This window comes from Streptomyces sp. NPDC055815, from assembly GCF_053616475.1.
The window spans coordinates 115,965-131,619 of record NZ_JBSHDU010000005.1 but is presented as its reverse complement, the minus strand read 5'-3'; the positions used below and the strand labels follow the sequence as shown (position 1 = coordinate 131,619).

Below are 15,655 nucleotides of genomic sequence, written 5' to 3'. Positions count from 1 at the left end.
TCCCCTGCAGCAGTGAGCGACGTTTCACGTGAAACACCATGCCCCTGACGCCCGGCCGGGACCGTTCGACACTCCGAAATGGTACGTATGGGACGGTCAGCGGCGCCGACGGGTCTTGCTGGTACGGGCGGCCTTGGCCCGCTTGGCCGCGAACCGCACACCACCGGGGCTCTCGCCGACCTCCACGCGGACGACCGTGGTCATCGGATCGACGATCCCCTCGCCCACGTGCAACACCGAGGCCTCCACCACACCGAGCCGGGAGAGCGCGGCGCGAGCACCGTTGATCTCCTCCTCGGCGGTGTCGCCCTTGAGGGCCAGCATCTCTCCGTACGGGCGCAGCAGGGGAACGCCCCAGCCGGCGAGCCGGTCGAGCGGAGCCACCGCGCGGGCGGTCACCACGTGCACGGGCGTGATCTTGCCGAGCATCTCCTCCGCCCGTCCCCGGACCACGGTCACATGGTCGAGGCCGAGCAGCTCGACGACCTCCTGGAGGAAGTTCGTCCTGCGCAGGAGCGGCTCCAGGAGCGTGATCTTCAGGTCGGGCCGGACCAGAGCCAGGGGGATACCGGGAAGACCGGCGCCCGAGCCCACATCGCAGACGGTGACGCCCTCGGGGACGACCTCCGAGAGGACGGCACAGTTCAGCAGGTGGCGTTCCCAGAGACGCGGGACCTCGCGCGGGCCGATCAGACCGCGCTTCACACCCGCGTCCGCGAGCAGCTCCGCGTACCGCACGGCCTCCGGGAAGTACTCACCGAAGACTGTCCGCGCCTGCTCCGGCGCCTCGGGGAGCTCCGCTGCCTCCGTCACGGGAACCGTCCTTCCGTACCGCACGACTCGCGTGCGAGCGCACTGTGGTGGCTGACTATCAAGGCTGACAAAGATCGGCCCCGCCTGCGAACAGACGGGGCCGACACTACGTGAGGGTTCAGGCCGGGAGCACGACGACGAAGCGCTGCGGCTCCTCGCCCTCGGACTCGCTGCGCAGACCGGCGGCGGCGATCGCGTCGTGCACGACCTTGCGCTCGAACGGCGTCATCGGGTCCAGCTTGACCGGCTGGCCGGTGGACTTCACCTCGGCGGCGGCCTTGGCGCCCAGCTCGGCGAGCTCGGCGCGCTTCTTGGCCCGGAAGCCGGCGATGTCGAGCATCAGCCGGCTGCGGTCACCGGTCTCGCGGTGCACGGCCAGGCGCGTCAGCTCCTGGAGCGCCTCCAGGACCTCGCCGTCGCGGCCCACGAGCTTCTGCAGGTCGCGGCTGCTGGAGTCGCTGATGATCGAGACCGCGGCCCGGTCCGCCTCGACGTCCATGTCGATGTCGCCGTCGAGGTCGGCGATGTCGAGCAGGCCCTCGAGGTAGTCGGCCGCGATCTCACCCTCCTGCTCCAGGCGGGTCAGGGTGTCGCCACCCTCGGCGGCGGCGGAGGTGGTGCCTTCCGTCACGGATGGACTCCTTCTTGCTTCTGGGAGGGCTTACTTCTTGGAGGACGGGTGCTTGGGCCGCTGCTGGCCCTTGCGCTGACCGGACTTGCCCTGGCGGTTGCCGCCCGAGGTGGCGCGGCTGCGGCCGGAGGACTGACCCTGCGTGTCGCCCTTGCCGGGGGTCTCCGGCTTCTTCTCCAGCGAGGTCTTGGGCTCGGCGTCCGAGCCCGCCTCCTCGGTGGCCTCCGCTGCCTCGTCGGCCTCGGCGCCCTTGGCCTGCTGGGCGGCGGCCTGACGCTGGGCCTTGGTCTGGCGCTTGGGCTGCTGGCGCTTGGCGGCGGCACCGCCCTCGGCCTCGGCCACGATCGTGTCGCTCTTGATCACGGTGCCGTCCGCCTGGGCGGCGAAGCCGGCCTTGGAGAGGCCGACGAAGAAGCGGCGCTCGTTCTCGTTGCGGTCGCTGCCCTTCTCGACAATGACCTTGACGATGTTCTTCCGGCGGCGGCCCTTGACCTCACCACTGTGCGTGACGCTCTTCAGCAGGCGCTGGAGGTAGGCGTCCTGCGCCTTGCTGCCCGGGGTCGGGTTCTGGTTGATCACGTACATCTGCTGGCCCATGGTCCACACGTTCGTGGTCAGCCAGTAGACGAGGACGCCGACGGGGAAGTTGATGCCCATGCCGGCGAAGATCAGCGGGAAGATGTACATGAGCATCTTCTGCTGCTGCATGTACGGGGTCTTCACCGAGAGGTCGACGTTCTTCATCATCAGCTGGCGCTGGGTGAAGAACTGCGAGGCCGACATCAGGACGATCATGACCGCGGTGACGATGCGGACATCGGTGATCGAGGCACCGAGGGCCTCGACCTTCTCGGGGCTGTCCATGAACTTGGCGGCCAGCGGGGCGCCGAAGATGTGGGCCTGACGGGCGCTGTCGAGCAGCGACTGGTTGATGACGCCGATCGTCTTGCCCTCGGCGATGTGCGAGAGCACCGAGTACAGGGCGAAGAAGAACGGCGACTGCGCCAGGATGGGAAGGCACGAGGAGAGCGGGTTGGTACCCGTCTCCTTGTACAGCTTCATCATCTCTTCGGACTGACGCTGCTTGTCGCTCTTGTAGCGCTCCTGGATCGCCTTCATCTTCGGCTGGAGCGCCTGCATGTTCCGCGTCGACTTGATCTGCTTCACGAAGAGCGGGATCAGGCAGATGCGGATCAGCACCACGAGGGACACGATCGACAGTCCCCAGGCCCAGCCCGTGTCAGGGCCGAAGATCGCCCCGTACATCTTGTGGAACTGGACGATCACCCATGAGACAGGTGTGGTGATGAAGCTGAAGAAATTGGCAATCGTGTCCACTAATCAGGCTCCTTGAGCATTGGGCGAGGTCTCGGCGGCCGGGCTCGTCTCGGCGGTGGGCCCGCCCTTGTCGCCGCGCAGCGCGTTCCGCAGCATCTCGTGCCAGCGGGGGCGCTTGCGCGGGGGGACGTGATCCACACCGCCGGGCGACCACGGGTTGCACCGCAGGATCCGCCAGGCGGTCAGGGCCGTGCCCTTGATCGCGCCATGCCGGTCGATGGCCGTGAATCCGTAGTGGGAACACGACGGGTAGTACCGGCAGACGGGGCCCAGAAGAGGGCTGATCGTCCACTGGTACAGCTTGATGAGAGCCAGCAGCGGGTACTTCATCGCGTGCCCCCTCCCAGCAGCCGCTGGAGAGCGGCGTCCAGGTCTCGGGCCAGCTGTGCGTGATCGGCGTCGCCGGCTCCGGGCAACGCCCGTACGACCACCAGGCTACCGGGGGGCAGCTCGGAGAGGCGGTCGCGGACGAGATGGCGCAGGCGTCGCTTCACCTGGTTGCGTACGACCGCACCGCCCACGGCCTTGCTCACGACGAAACCCGCACGCGTCGGGGGAGCGCTCTCCCCAGGCGCGTGCGGGTCCGTTGCACCGCTGCGTAGGTGGACGACGAGAAGCGGGCGACCGGCCCGGCGTCCTCGGCGTACCGCGGTTGCGAAGTCCTCGCGCCGCCTCAGCCGATTCTCGGTAGGCAGCACGTCATGACCTGTTTAAGTGGATCAGGCGGACAGGCTCGCGCGACCCTTGGCACGGCGGTTCGCCAGGATGGCGCGGCCGGCACGGGTGCGCATGCGCAGGCGGAAGCCGTGGGTCTTCGCGCGACGACGGTTGTTCGGCTGGAAGGTGCGCTTGCTCACTCGGGGGCTCCAGAAATGATTCGTAGATGGCGGGACATCGCCTGGCTGTCACCGTGCGCCCACGAGTAGCTCGCAATACGCCCGAGTGCACCGCTACACGATCACTGACCGTGATCTTTGCCCATCGGAGGCAGGCGGCAGCAGCCATCGACAACTCGACCTGGTTACGGTACGCGCGGCTACGCCATCCGGTCAAACCGACCTGTCGCCACCCCCCATTGTGCACAGGCTGTGGACAACAACTTGAACCACGTCATCCGGCCCGACTACCGTGGACGGTCTCCACAATCTTCTTCCGTTCTGTCCTCACCTGTCCCGGGCGGACCCGTCCTCACGGACTTCGACCCACTGTCCCCGAGAACCACACCTTCGTGGGACCTGCGAGAAAGCGTGCCCTGTGGCTGACGTACCTGCCGATCTTGCCGCAGTGTGGCCACGCGTCCTCGAGCAGCTCCTCGCCGAGGGCCAGCAGGGAATCGAGCCCAAGGACAAGCAGTGGATCGAGCGCTGCCAGCCGCTCGCCCTGGTCGCGGACACCGCGCTGCTCGCCGTGCCCAACGAGTGGGGGAAGCGGGTCCTTGAGGGCCGGCTCGCCCCGCTGATCAGCGAGACCCTCAGCCGTGAGTGCGGCCGGCCGATCCGGATCGCGATCACCGTCGACGACTCCGTCGGCGAGCCGACGCCGCCGGCGCCCCCGGTGCAGCAGCAGCCCCGCTACGACGAGCGCGCCCAGCCCGAGCCGTACGAGAAGTACGACGGGTACGGCCACCGGCCGATGCCCGACGACGGGCTGCCCACCGCCCGCCCCGCCTACCCGGACTACCCGCAGCCGCAGCGGCCCGACCCCGGCGCCTGGCCGCGCACCCAGGAGGACCTCTCCTGGCAGCAGCCGCGGCTCGGCGGATACCAGGAGCGCGCCCCGTACACCGGTCCCAGCAGCCCGGCCGGTCCCGAGCAGTCCCGCGGGACCCGCTACGACGAGCCGGCCCGCGGCTACGAGACGCCGCGGCCCGAGCGCGCCGAGCTGCCCGACCCGCAGAACCACGGTCCTCGTCCCGGCCCCCGCCCCGGCGGTCCGGTCCCCGGCCCCGGCGGTGTGCCGGGCGGCGGTCCCGGCTCCTCGTCCTCCGGGCAGGGCGCCGGCGCTCCGGGCGAGCAGCACGCCCGGCTGAACCCCAAGTACCTCTTCGACACCTTCGTCATCGGTTCCTCGAACCGGTTCGCGCACGCGGCGGCCGTCGCGGTGGCCGAGGCGCCGGCGAAGGCGTACAACCCGCTCTTCATCTACGGGGAGTCGGGTCTCGGCAAGACCCACCTGCTGCACGCGATCGGGCACTACGCGCGGAGCCTCTACCCGGGCACGCGCGTGCGGTACGTGAGCTCCGAGGAGTTCACCAACGAGTTCATCAACTCGATCCGCGACGGCAAGGGCGACGCCTTCCGCAAGCGCTACCGCGATGTGGACATCCTGCTCGTCGACGACATCCAGTTCCTCGCGAGCAAGGAGTCGACGCAGGAGGAGTTCTTCCACACCTTCAATACGCTCCACAACGCGAACAAGCAGATCGTGCTCTCCTCGGACCGGCCGCCCAAGCAGCTGGTGACCCTGGAGGACCGGCTCCGCAACCGCTTCGAGTGGGGACTCACCACCGATGTGCAGCCGCCGGAGCTGGAGACGCGCATCGCGATCCTCCGCAAGAAGGCGGTGCAGGAGCAGCTCAACGCCCCGCCGGAGGTACTGGAGTTCATCGCCTCCCGGATCTCGCGGAACATCCGAGAGCTGGAGGGCGCGCTGATCCGGGTGACGGCCTTCGCGAGCCTCAACCGGCAGCCGGTGGACCTCGGTCTGACCGAGATCGTCCTCAAGGACCTGATCCCCGGGGGCGAGGACAGCTCGCCGGAGATCACCGCTCCCGCCATCATGGCGGCCACCGCCGACTACTTCGGTCTGACGGTGGAGGACCTCTGTGGATCCTCGCGCAGCCGGGTCCTGGTGACGGCACGGCAGATCGCCATGTACCTGTGCCGTGAGCTCACGGACCTGTCGCTGCCGAAGATCGGCGCGCAGTTCGGCGGCCGCGACCACACGACGGTGATGCACGCGGACCGGAAGATCCGTGCCCTGATGGCGGAGCGGCGCTCCATCTACAACCAGGTCACCGAACTCACCAACCGCATCAAGAACGGCTGACGCGGGCCTCCACGGCCGCTCCAGAAGCGCTCCGAGGGCGCTCCGGGACACCTCCCGGGGCGCCCTTCGTCGTTCCCGCGGCGCTCCGGGAGTCCCCAACCGCCCCTGCCGTGTTCGATTACTCCGTTCCGGTGGCGGGTTCTCCACAGATTGGGGGATGATCTCCCGTCCACAGGGTGGGGACTGTCGAGTTATCCGGATTGTGTCCACAGGCCGGCCTGGTGACAGACCATCACCCCAGGTCAGCCCCTTGTGGAATTGTTGGCAAACGATCTCCACAGGCTGTGGATGAATCTTTCGTCCACAGGGGGTCCCGAAGGTTGTCCACTGGCTGCCCACAGGCAGCGGCCCGTTGCCCACAGCTTCTCCACACCGCTGTCCACTGTTCGGCAACGAAACGCCCCCGCTCACTGGGCCGAGTGAAAGCGGTCACACCAAGGGAGACGTTTGGGCTGTGGGGAACCTGGGGAAAGCTGGGGACAGCGCTGGGGAGAACTCCCCATGGCCTGTGTACCGGCTGTGCAGAACTTTCGGGTGTCCACAGAAACCCCCGGTTGTCCACGGGCTCCACCCACAGCCTCGGTGGACAAAAAACCGCGCCTGACCTGCGAAAATGACGTTATCCACGGTTTCCACAGGCCCTACTACTACTCCCACATAGAGTTAGCCCGGAATTCGCTTCGAAGTGGGACCTGTGCACAACTCGGCGCCGGAGCTCCGGCTCGCTCTTGTCGCGACTTGACCCCGAGCAGCACCGAGTGTCGGTGGCGTACGTCAGACTGGTTCCCGCAGTCGACGAAGAGCCAGCAACAGCAGGAGGCGGTTCCGGTGAAGATCCGGGTGGAGCGCGATGTACTCGCGGAGGCGGTGGCCTGGGTGGCCCGCAGCCTCCCGGCCCGTCCGCCGGCGCCCGTGCTCGCGGGCCTTCTCCTGAAGGCCGAGGACGGCGCCCTGAGCTTCTCGAGCTTCGACTACGAGGTCTCCGCGCGGGTCTCCGTCGAGGCCGAGGTGGAGGAGGACGGCACCGTCCTCGTCTCCGGCCGGCTGCTCGCCGACATCTGCCGCGCCCTCCCCAACCGTCCCGTGGAGATCTCCACAGACGGTGTACGGGCGACCGTGGTCTGCGGCTCCTCCCGCTTCACCCTCCACACCCTGCCTGTGGAGGAGTACCCGGCGCTGCCGGAGATGCCCACCGCGACCGGCACCGTCCCCGGTGAGGTCTTCGCCTCCGCCGCCGCGCAGGTGGCCATCGCCGCCGGCCGTGACGACACGCTGCCCGTCCTCACCGGTGTGCGCATCGAGATCGAGGGCGACACGGTCACCCTGGCCTCCACCGACCGCTACCGCTTCGCGGTCCGCGAGTTCCTGTGGAAGCCGGAGTCCCCGGACGCCTCCGCGGTCGCCCTGGTGCCCGCGAAGACCCTCCTGGACACCGCCAAGGCGCTCACCAGCGGCGACACGGTGACCCTGGCGCTCTCGGGCTCCGGCAAGGGCGAGGGCCTCATCGGCTTCGAGGGCGCGGGCCGCCGCACCACCACCCGCCTCCTGGAGGGCGACCTCCCGAAGTACCGGACGCTCTTCCCCACCGAGTTCAACTCGGTCGCGGTGATCGAGACCGCCCCCTTCGTGGAGGCCGTCAAGCGTGTGGCCCTGGTGGCCGAGCGCAACACCCCGGTCCGGCTGAGCTTCGAGCAGGGCGTGCTCATCCTGGAGGCCGGCTCCAGCGACGACGCACAGGCTGTGGAACGTGTGGACGCGCAGCTGGACGGCGACGACATCTCGATCGCCTTCAACCCGACCTTCCTCCTGGACGGTCTGAGCGCGATCGACTCCCCGGTCGCCCAGCTCTCCTTCACGACCTCCACGAAGCCGGCGCTGCTGAGCGGCAAGCCCGCGCTCGACGCCGAGGCGGACGAGGCCTACAAGTACCTGATCATGCCGGTGCGGCTGTCCGGCTGATGCCTGGCAGTTCTTGCCGGGGGTCCGGGGGTCACCCCCGGGAAGGCGCAGTATGCCGGTGCGGCTGTCCGGTTGATCCCGGTTCTCCGGGGCATCGCCTGAGCGGCTGACCCCACAGGTGTGCACCCGGGTCCGGGCGTAGGCTCGGACCCGGGTAAACCGCACACGACGCTTAAGGAATCTCTGATGGAGCTCGGTCTCGTCGGTCTCGGCAAGATGGGCGGCAACATGCGTGAGCGCATCCGCCGCGCAGGTCACACCGTCGTCGGATACGACCGCAATCCTGACCTCGCCGATGTCCACAGCCTCGAAGAGCTTGTGGGCAAGCTCAAGGGTCCGCGCGTCGTGTGGGTCATGGTCCCGGCCGGTGCCGCGACCCAGTCCACCATCGACGAGCTGGCCGACCTGCTCTCCCCCGGCGACATCGTCGTGGACGGCGGAAACTCGCGCTGGACCGACGACGAGAAGCACGCCGAGGAGCTCGCCGCCAAGGGCATCGGCTTCGTCGACTGCGGCGTCTCCGGTGGCGTCTGGGGCCTGGAGAACGGCTACGCGCTGATGTACGGCGGCTCCGCCGAGGACGTGGCGAAGGTCCAGCCGATCTTCGACGCGCTCAAGCCCGAGGGCGAGTTCGGCTCGGTCCACGCGGGCAAGGTCGGCGCCGGCCACTTCGCGAAGATGGTCCACAACGGCATCGAGTACGCGATGATGCAGGCCTACGCCGAGGGCTGGGAGCTCCTGGAGAAGGTCGACTCCGTCACCGACGTGCGCGAGGTCTTCCGCTCCTGGCAGGAGGGCACGGTCATCCGTTCCTGGCTGCTCGACCTCGCGGTGAACGCACTGGACGAGGACGAGCACCTGGACAAGCTGCGGGGCTACGCGTCGGACTCCGGCGAGGGCCGGTGGACGGTCGAGGCCGCCATCGACAACGCCGTCCCGCTCCCGGCGATCACCGCCTCGCTGTTCGCGCGGTTCGCCTCCCGTCAGGACGACTCCCCGCAGATGAAGATGATCGCCGCGCTGCGCAACCAGTTCGGCGGCCACGCGGTCGAGACGAAGAAGTAATCCACAGGCTGTGCACCCCGCGGTGCACAGCCGCCGGGGGAAGAAGGTCGGCGCCCACCATGCACGTCACGCATCTCTCGCTGGCCGACTTCCGCTCGTACGCCCGGGTCGAGGTTCCGCTCGACCCGGGCGTCACCGCTTTCGTGGGCGCGAACGGCCAGGGAAAGACCAACCTGGTCGAGGCCGTCGGCTATCTCGCGACCCTCGGCAGCCACCGCGTCGCCTCCGACGCCCCCCTCGTCCGCATGGGGGCGGAGCGCGCGGTCATCCGGGCTGCCGTCACCCAGGGCGAGCGCTCCCAGCTGATCGAGCTGGAACTCAACCCGGGCCGCGCCAACCGCGCCCGTATCAACAGGTCCTCGCAGGTCAGACCGCGTGATGTGCTCGGGATCGTACGGACCGTGCTGTTCGCCCCCGAGGACCTGGCGCTGATCAAGGGCGACCCCGGCGAGCGCCGGCGCTTCCTCGACGAGCTCATCACGGCGCGCACGCCGCGCATGGCGGGCGTGCGCTCCGACTACGAGCGCGTGCTCAAGCAGCGCAACACGCTCCTGAAGTCGGCGGCGATGGCCCGGCGCCACGGCGGCCGCGGCATGGACCTGTCGACCCTGGACGTCTGGGACCAGCACCTGGCCAGGGCGGGCGCCGAGCTGCTCGCCCAGCGGCTCGACCTCATCGGCGTACTGCAGCCGCTCGCCGACAAGGCGTACGAGCAGCTCGCCCCCGGCGGCGGACCGATCCTGCTCGAGTACCGGCCGTCCGCGCCGGGCACCGGGCACACCCGCGAGGAGCTGTACGAGCAGCTGCTCGCCGCCCTCGCCGAGGTCCGCAAGCAGGAGATCGAGCGGGGCGTCACGCTCGTCGGACCCCACCGGGACGAGCTGCTCCTCAAGCTCGGCGACCTCCCCGCGAAGGGGTACGCGAGCCACGGCGAGTCCTGGTCGTACGCGCTGGCGCTGCGGCTCGCCTCGTACGACCTGCTGCGGGCCGAGGGCAACGAGCCGGTCCTCGTCCTCGACGACGTCTTCGCCGAGCTGGACGCCCGACGGCGCGAGCGGCTCGCGGAGCTGGTGGCGCCGGGCGAGCAGGTGCTCGTCACGGCGGCGGTGGACGACGACGTGCCGGGCGTGCTCGCGGGCACGCGGTACGCCGTGTCCGGCGGGACGGTGGAGCGGGTATGAGCGAGGAGAATTCCCCACAGCCTGTGGACAGGCCCGCCGCGCCCGAGCCGTCGGGTGTGGATCTCGCCCGGGTCGCGCTGCGCGCGGCCAAGGAGCAGGCCCGCGCGAAGGGCGCGGCCGCGCAGCAGAAGAAGCAGGCCCGGCGCGGGGGCGGGCTGCGCTCCGGCGCGCGCGCCGACGGACGCGACCCGATGGCGCTCGGCGCCGCGATCAACCGGCTGATCACCGAGCGCGGCTGGGAGACCCCGGCGGCGGTCGGCGGGGTCATGGGCCGCTGGCCGCAGATCGTCGGCGAGGACCTGGCGAAGCACTGCGTACCGCTGAAGTTCGACGACGAGCCGGATGCGCGGGTGTTGACGGTGCAGTGCGACTCGACGGCATGGGCCACGCAGCTGCGGCTGCTCGCGCCGACGCTGGTCGCGCGTCTCAACGAGGACCTGGGGCACGGGACCGTGCGGATGATCAAGGTGCTGGGGCCGGGGGCTCCGCGCAGGGGGTACGGGCCGCTGCGGGCGCCGGGGTCCGTGGGGCCGGGGGACACGTACGGCTAGAGCGCCGGGCGGAGCTGCGCCGGGTCCTGGGGGGCGCGGGTCCAGGCGGAGGGCGCCGCGCGGGTGGGTTGTGCCCACCCTCCCCCAGACTCCGTCCGGGGGGACCCCCACGCCCTGCGGAACGATTGCCCACAGGGTGGCGGAACGCATGCCCACAACGCGCGGCCGATCGATGCCCACTGGCCGTCACAGCTCGAAGCGCTGGGTGGCCGTCTGGGGGCTCTGGGGCCCCTCTCCGGATATGGGGAGTCGTCTCGCGCCCGCCCAGGGCGGCACATGCGCATTCAGGTACCGGCAAACCCCCATGAGTGTCCGTGGTACCGGTAGACTGGGAGACAATCCCGCCACCCTGCGGAACATGTCGAACGACGCAGCCGCTCCGGTATGCCCGGAGAACGGCTTGTGCTGTGCCAGAAAGGGCGCTTCGTGGCCGATTCCGGCGACCCCAACGAGAACTCCCAGTACACCGCCAGCAATATCCAGGTCCTCGAAGGCCTGGATGCCGTGCGCAAGCGCCCTGGCATGTACATCGGCTCGACCGGCGAGCGCGGTCTGCACCACATGGTGCAGGAGGTCGTCGACAACTCGGTCGACGAAGCCCTGGCCGGCCATGCCGACACCATCGACGTGACGATCCTGGCCGACGGCGCCGTGCGCGTCGTCGACAACGGCCGTGGCATCCCGGTGGGCATCGTGGCCTCCGAGGGCAAGCCGGCCGTCGAGGTCGTGCTGACCGTGCTGCACGCGGGCGGCAAGTTCGGCGGCGGCGGCTACGCCGTCTCCGGCGGTCTGCACGGTGTCGGTGTGTCCGTCGTGAACGCCCTGTCCACCAAGGTCTCCGTCGAGATCAGGACGGACGGCCACCGCTGGACGCAGGACTACAAGATGGGCGCCCCCACGGCGCCGCTCGCCCAGCACGAGGCGACCGACGAGACCGGCACCTCGGTCACCTTCTGGGCCGACCCGGACATCTTCGAGACCACCGAGTACTCCTTCGAGACGCTCTCGCGGCGCTTCCAGGAGATGGCCTTCCTCAACAAGGGCCTGACGATCACGCTCACCGACGAGCGCGAGTCCGCGAAGGCGACCGTCGGCGCCGACGACCCGGACGCCGAGGCGGCCGCCGAGCCGAGCGCGCGCACGGTCAGGTACCACTACGAGGGCGGCATCGTCGACTTCGTGAAGTACCTCAACTCGCGCAAGGGCGAGCTGATCCACCCCACCGTGATCGACCTCGACGCCGAGGACAAGGACAAGAACCTGTCCCTCGAGGTCGCGATGCAGTGGAACAGCGGCTACAGCGAGGGCGTGTACTCCTTCGCCAACATCATCCACACCCACGAGGGCGGCACGCACGAGGAGGGCTTCCGTGCGGCGCTGACCTCGCTGATCAACAAGTACGCGCGCGACAAGAAGCTGCTCCGCGAGAAGGACGACAACCTCACGGGTGACGACATCCGCGAGGGTCTGACGGCGATCATCTCGGTCAAGCTGAGCGAGCCGCAGTTCGAGGGCCAGACCAAGACCAAGCTGGGCAACACGGAGGTCAAGACCTTCGTGCAGAAGGCGGTCTACGAGCACCTCAACGACTGGCTGGACCGCAACCCGAACGAGGCCGCGGACATCGTCCGCAAGTCGATCCAGGCCGCCACCGCGCGCGTGGCCGCGCGCAAGGCGCGCGACCTGACCCGCCGCAAGGGCCTCCTGGAGTCGGCGTCCCTCCCGGGCAAGCTCTCCGACTGCCAGTCGAACGACCCGTCCAAGTGCGAGATCTTCATCGTCGAGGGTGACTCCGCCGGCGGCTCGGCCAAGTCCGGCCGCAACCCGATGTACCAGGCCATCCTGCCGATCCGCGGCAAGATCCTGAACGTCGAGAAGGCCCGCGTCGACAAGATCCTGCAGAACACCGAGGTCCAGGCGCTGATCTCCGCCTTCGGCACCGGTGTGCACGAGGACTTCGACATCGAGAAGCTCCGCTATCACAAGATCATCCTGATGGCGGACGCCGACGTCGACGGCCAGCACATCAACACCCTGCTGCTCACCTTCCTCTTCCGCTTCATGCGGCCGCTGGTCGAGGCCGGGCACGTCTACCTCTCCCGCCCGCCGCTCTACAAGATCAAGTGGGGCCGGGACGACTTCGAGTACGCGTACTCGGACCGGGAGCGGGACGCGCTCGTCGAGCTCGGCAAGCAGAACGGCAAGCGGATCAAGGAAGACTCGATCCAGCGCTTCAAGGGCCTCGGCGAGATGAACGCCGAGGAGCTGCGCGTCACCACCATGGACGTCGAGCACCGCGTGCTCGGCCAGGTCACCCTGGACGACGCCGCCCAGGCCGACGACCTGTTCTCGGTGCTCATGGGCGAGGACGTCGAGGCACGGCGCTCGTTCATCCAGCGCAACGCCAAGGACGTTCGCTTCCTCGACATCTGAGTCGGTCTCAGCTGACCGTACGAAAGGACTGACGACCAGCAATGGCCGACGAAACCACCCCGACCACCGAAGAGCAGGAACCCGTGCTGCGGATCGAGCCCGTCGGGCTCGAGACCGAGATGCAGCGCTCGTACCTCGACTACGCGATGTCCGTCATCGTGTCCCGCGCGCTGCCCGACGTACGGGACGGCCTCAAGCCCGTCCACCGGCGCGTGCTGTACGCGATGTACGACGGCGGGTACCGGCCCGAGAAGGGCTTCTACAAGTGCGCCCGCGTCGTCGGTGACGTCATGGGTACGTACCACCCGCACGGCGACTCCTCGATCTACGACGCGCTCGTCCGCCTCGCCCAGCCCTGGTCGATGCGCATGCCGCTCGTCGACTCCAACGGCAACTTCGGCTCCCCGGGCAACGACCCGGCCGCCGCCATGCGCTACACCGAGTGCAAGATGGCGCCGCTGTCGATGGAGATGCTCCGCGACATCGACGAGGAGACCGTCGACTTCACGGACAACTACGACGGCCGCAACCAGGAGCCGACGGTCCTCCCGGCCCGGTTCCCGAACCTGCTGGTCAACGGCTCGGCCGGTATCGCCGTCGGTATGGCCACCAACATCCCGCCGCACAACCTGCGCGAGGTCGCGGCCGGCGCCCAGTGGGCGCTGGAGCACCCCGAGGCCAGCCACGAGGAGCTCCTCGACGCGCTGATCGAGCGGATCAAGGGCCCCGACTTCCCCACCGGCGCGCTCGTCGTCGGCCGCAAGGGCATCGAGGAGGCGTACCGCACCGGCCGTGGCTCGATCACGATGCGCGCGGTCGTCGAGGTCGAGGAGATCCAGAACCGCCAGTGCCTGGTGGTCACGGAGCTGCCGTACCAGACCAACCCCGACAACCTCGCGCAGAAGATCGCCGACCTGGTGAAGGACGGCAAGATCGGCGGCATCGCCGACGTCCGCGACGAGACCTCGTCCCGGACCGGTCAGCGCCTGGTCATCGTGCTCAAGCGCGACGCCGTCGCCAAGGTCGTCCTCAACAACCTGTACAAGCACACCGATCTGCAGACGAACTTCGGCGCGAACATGCTGGCGCTCGTCGACGGCGTGCCGCGCACCCTCTCGCTCGACGCGTTCATCCGCCACTGGGTGACGCACCAGATCGAGGTCATCGTCCGCCGGACGAAGTTCCGGCTGCGCAAGGCCGAGGAGCGCGCCCACATCCTGCGCGGTCTGCTCAAGGCCCTCGACGCGATCGACGAGGTCATCGCGCTCATCCGCCGCAGCGACACGGTCGAGGTGGCCCGCACGGGCCTGATGGACCTCCTCGCCATCGACGAGATCCAGGCCAACGCGATCCTGGAGATGCAGCTCCGCCGGCTCGCCGCCCTGGAGCGCCAGAAGATCGTCGCCGAGCACGACGAGCTCCAGGCGAAGATCGACGAGTACAACGCGATCCTGGCCTCCCCGGAGAAGCAGCGGACCATCGTCAGCGAGGAACTGGCCGCGCTCGTCGAGAAGTTCGGCGACGACCGCCGCTCCAAGCTCGTGCCCTTCGACGGTGACATGTCCATCGAGGACCTGATCGCCGAGGAGGACATCGTCGTCACCATCACGCGCGGCGGCTATGTGAAGCGGACGAAGACCGAGGACTACCGCTCGCAGAAGCGCGGCGGCAAGGGTGTGCGCGGCACGAAGCTGAAGCAGGACGACATCGTCGACCACTTCTTCGTCTCCACCACCCACCACTGGCTGCTGTTCTTCACGAACAAGGGCCGGGTCTACCGGGCCAAGGCGTACGAGCTGCCGGACGCCGGCCGGGACGCGCGCGGCCAGCACGTGGCCAACCTGCTCGCCTTCCAGCCGGACGAGCAGATCGCCCAGATCCTGGCGATCCGCGACTACGAGGCCGCGCCGTACCTGGTGCTCGCCACCAAGGCCGGCCTCGTGAAGAAGACCGCGCTGAAGGACTACGACTCGCCCCGCTCCGGCGGTGTCATCGCGATCAACCTCCGGGAGACGGCGGACGGCGGCGACGACGAGCTGATCGGCGCCGAGCTGGTCTCCTCCGAGGACGACCTGCTCCTCGTCTCCAAGAAGGCGCAGTCGATCCGCTTCACCGCCACCGACGACGCGCTGCGTCCGATGGGACGTGCCACCTCGGGCGTCAAGGGGATGAGTTTCCGCGAGGACGACGAGCTGCTCTCGATGAATGTCGTCCGGCCCGGTACGTTCGTCTTCACCGCGACCGACGGCGGGTACGCGAAGCGCACCCCCGTCGACGAGTACCGCGTCCAGGGCCGCGGCGGCCTCGGTATCAAGGCCGCCAAGATCGTGGAGGACCGTGGTTCGCTCGTGGGCGCGCTGGTGGTCGAGGAGACCGATGAGATCCTCGCCATCACGCTGTCCGGCGGTGTGATTCGTACGCGAGTCAACGAAGTCAGGGAGACCGGCCGTGACACCATGGGCGTCCAGCTGATCAACCTGGGCAAGCGCGATGCCGTCGTCGGCATCGCACGGAACGCCGAGGCGGGCAGCGAGGACGAGGATCTCGACGACGCCGAGGGCGTGGTCGAGTCGGTCGAGGTCGACGCCGAGGCGGTCGAGGGCACGGAGCCTTCGGCCGGGGAGCACGAGGAGTAA

At 68.9% G+C, this 15,655-nt stretch carries 13 protein-coding genes; 7 read left to right on the top strand and 6 right to left on the bottom strand.

Going from position 1 to position 15,655, the window contains the following annotated elements:
- Positions 1-96: 96 nt before the first annotated feature.
- The 6 genes from rsmG to rpmH form a co-directional block, all read right to left on the bottom strand.
- Positions 97-813 (bottom strand): 16S rRNA (guanine(527)-N(7))-methyltransferase RsmG, encoded by a 717-nt coding sequence (gene rsmG / locus ACWGN5_RS05940; RefSeq protein WP_369145308.1) that lies wholly within the window; start codon positions 811-813, stop codon positions 97-99.
- 118 nt (positions 814-931) lie between these two features.
- The gene (locus tag ACWGN5_RS05935) at positions 932-1,444 is read right to left on the bottom strand and encodes a Jag family protein (RefSeq protein WP_030685783.1); all 513 of its coding nucleotides are present in this window, start codon (positions 1,442-1,444) and stop codon (positions 932-934) included.
- 30 nt (positions 1,445-1,474) lie between these two features.
- Positions 1,475-2,782 (bottom strand): membrane protein insertase YidC, encoded by a 1,308-nt coding sequence (yidC, locus tag ACWGN5_RS05930; protein ID WP_453511614.1) that lies wholly within the window; start codon positions 2,780-2,782, stop codon positions 1,475-1,477.
- 3 nt (positions 2,783-2,785) lie between these two features.
- On the bottom strand, positions 2,786-3,112 hold the full coding sequence (gene yidD / locus ACWGN5_RS05925; protein ID WP_369145306.1) for a membrane protein insertion efficiency factor YidD: 327 nt from the start codon (positions 3,110-3,112) through the stop codon (positions 2,786-2,788).
- Positions 3,109-3,480 carry a ribonuclease P protein component gene (gene rnpA / locus ACWGN5_RS05920; protein ID WP_078945981.1) on the bottom strand — a complete coding sequence of 124 codons (372 nt, stop codon included), beginning with the start codon at positions 3,478-3,480 and terminating at the stop codon, positions 3,109-3,111. Before rnpA ends, yidD begins: the two co-directional genes overlap by 4 nt.
- 21 nt (positions 3,481-3,501) lie before the next feature.
- A complete protein-coding gene (rpmH, locus tag ACWGN5_RS05915; RefSeq protein WP_015659252.1) occupies positions 3,502-3,639 on the bottom strand; it encodes a 50S ribosomal protein L34 in 138 nt (45 codons plus the stop codon).
- 397 nt (positions 3,640-4,036) lie between these two features.
- Between rpmH and dnaA the strand changes: the two genes are divergently transcribed.
- From dnaA to gyrA, 7 genes are all read left to right on the top strand, one after another.
- Positions 4,037-5,830: a chromosomal replication initiator protein DnaA gene (gene dnaA, locus ACWGN5_RS05910; protein ID WP_453511612.1), complete on the top strand. Its 1,794-nt coding sequence runs from the start codon at positions 4,037-4,039 to the stop codon at positions 5,828-5,830.
- Positions 5,831-6,658: 828 nt separating this feature from the next.
- Positions 6,659-7,789 carry a DNA polymerase III subunit beta gene (gene dnaN, locus ACWGN5_RS05905; RefSeq protein WP_041130169.1) on the top strand — a complete coding sequence of 377 codons (1,131 nt, stop codon included), beginning with the start codon at positions 6,659-6,661 and terminating at the stop codon, positions 7,787-7,789.
- Positions 7,790-7,975: 186 nt separating this feature from the next.
- Positions 7,976-8,854 (top strand): phosphogluconate dehydrogenase (NAD(+)-dependent, decarboxylating), encoded by an 879-nt coding sequence (gene gnd / locus ACWGN5_RS05900; protein ID WP_453511611.1) that lies wholly within the window; start codon positions 7,976-7,978, stop codon positions 8,852-8,854.
- Positions 8,855-8,913: 59 nt separating this feature from the next.
- Positions 8,914-10,035 (top strand): DNA replication/repair protein RecF, encoded by a 1,122-nt coding sequence (gene recF / locus ACWGN5_RS05895; protein ID WP_453511610.1) that lies wholly within the window; start codon positions 8,914-8,916, stop codon positions 10,033-10,035.
- On the top strand, positions 10,032-10,586 hold the full coding sequence (locus ACWGN5_RS05890) for a DUF721 domain-containing protein (protein WP_453511609.1): 555 nt from the start codon (positions 10,032-10,034) through the stop codon (positions 10,584-10,586). Before recF ends, ACWGN5_RS05890 begins: the two co-directional genes overlap by 4 nt.
- Positions 10,587-10,988: 402 nt before the next feature.
- The gene (gene gyrB, locus ACWGN5_RS05885; protein WP_453511607.1) at positions 10,989-13,019 is read left to right on the top strand and encodes a DNA topoisomerase (ATP-hydrolyzing) subunit B; all 2,031 of its coding nucleotides are present in this window, start codon (positions 10,989-10,991) and stop codon (positions 13,017-13,019) included.
- A gap of 41 nt (positions 13,020-13,060) precedes the next feature.
- On the top strand, positions 13,061-15,655 hold the full coding sequence (gyrA, locus tag ACWGN5_RS05880; RefSeq protein ID WP_453511606.1) for a DNA gyrase subunit A: 2,595 nt from the start codon (positions 13,061-13,063) through the stop codon (positions 15,653-15,655).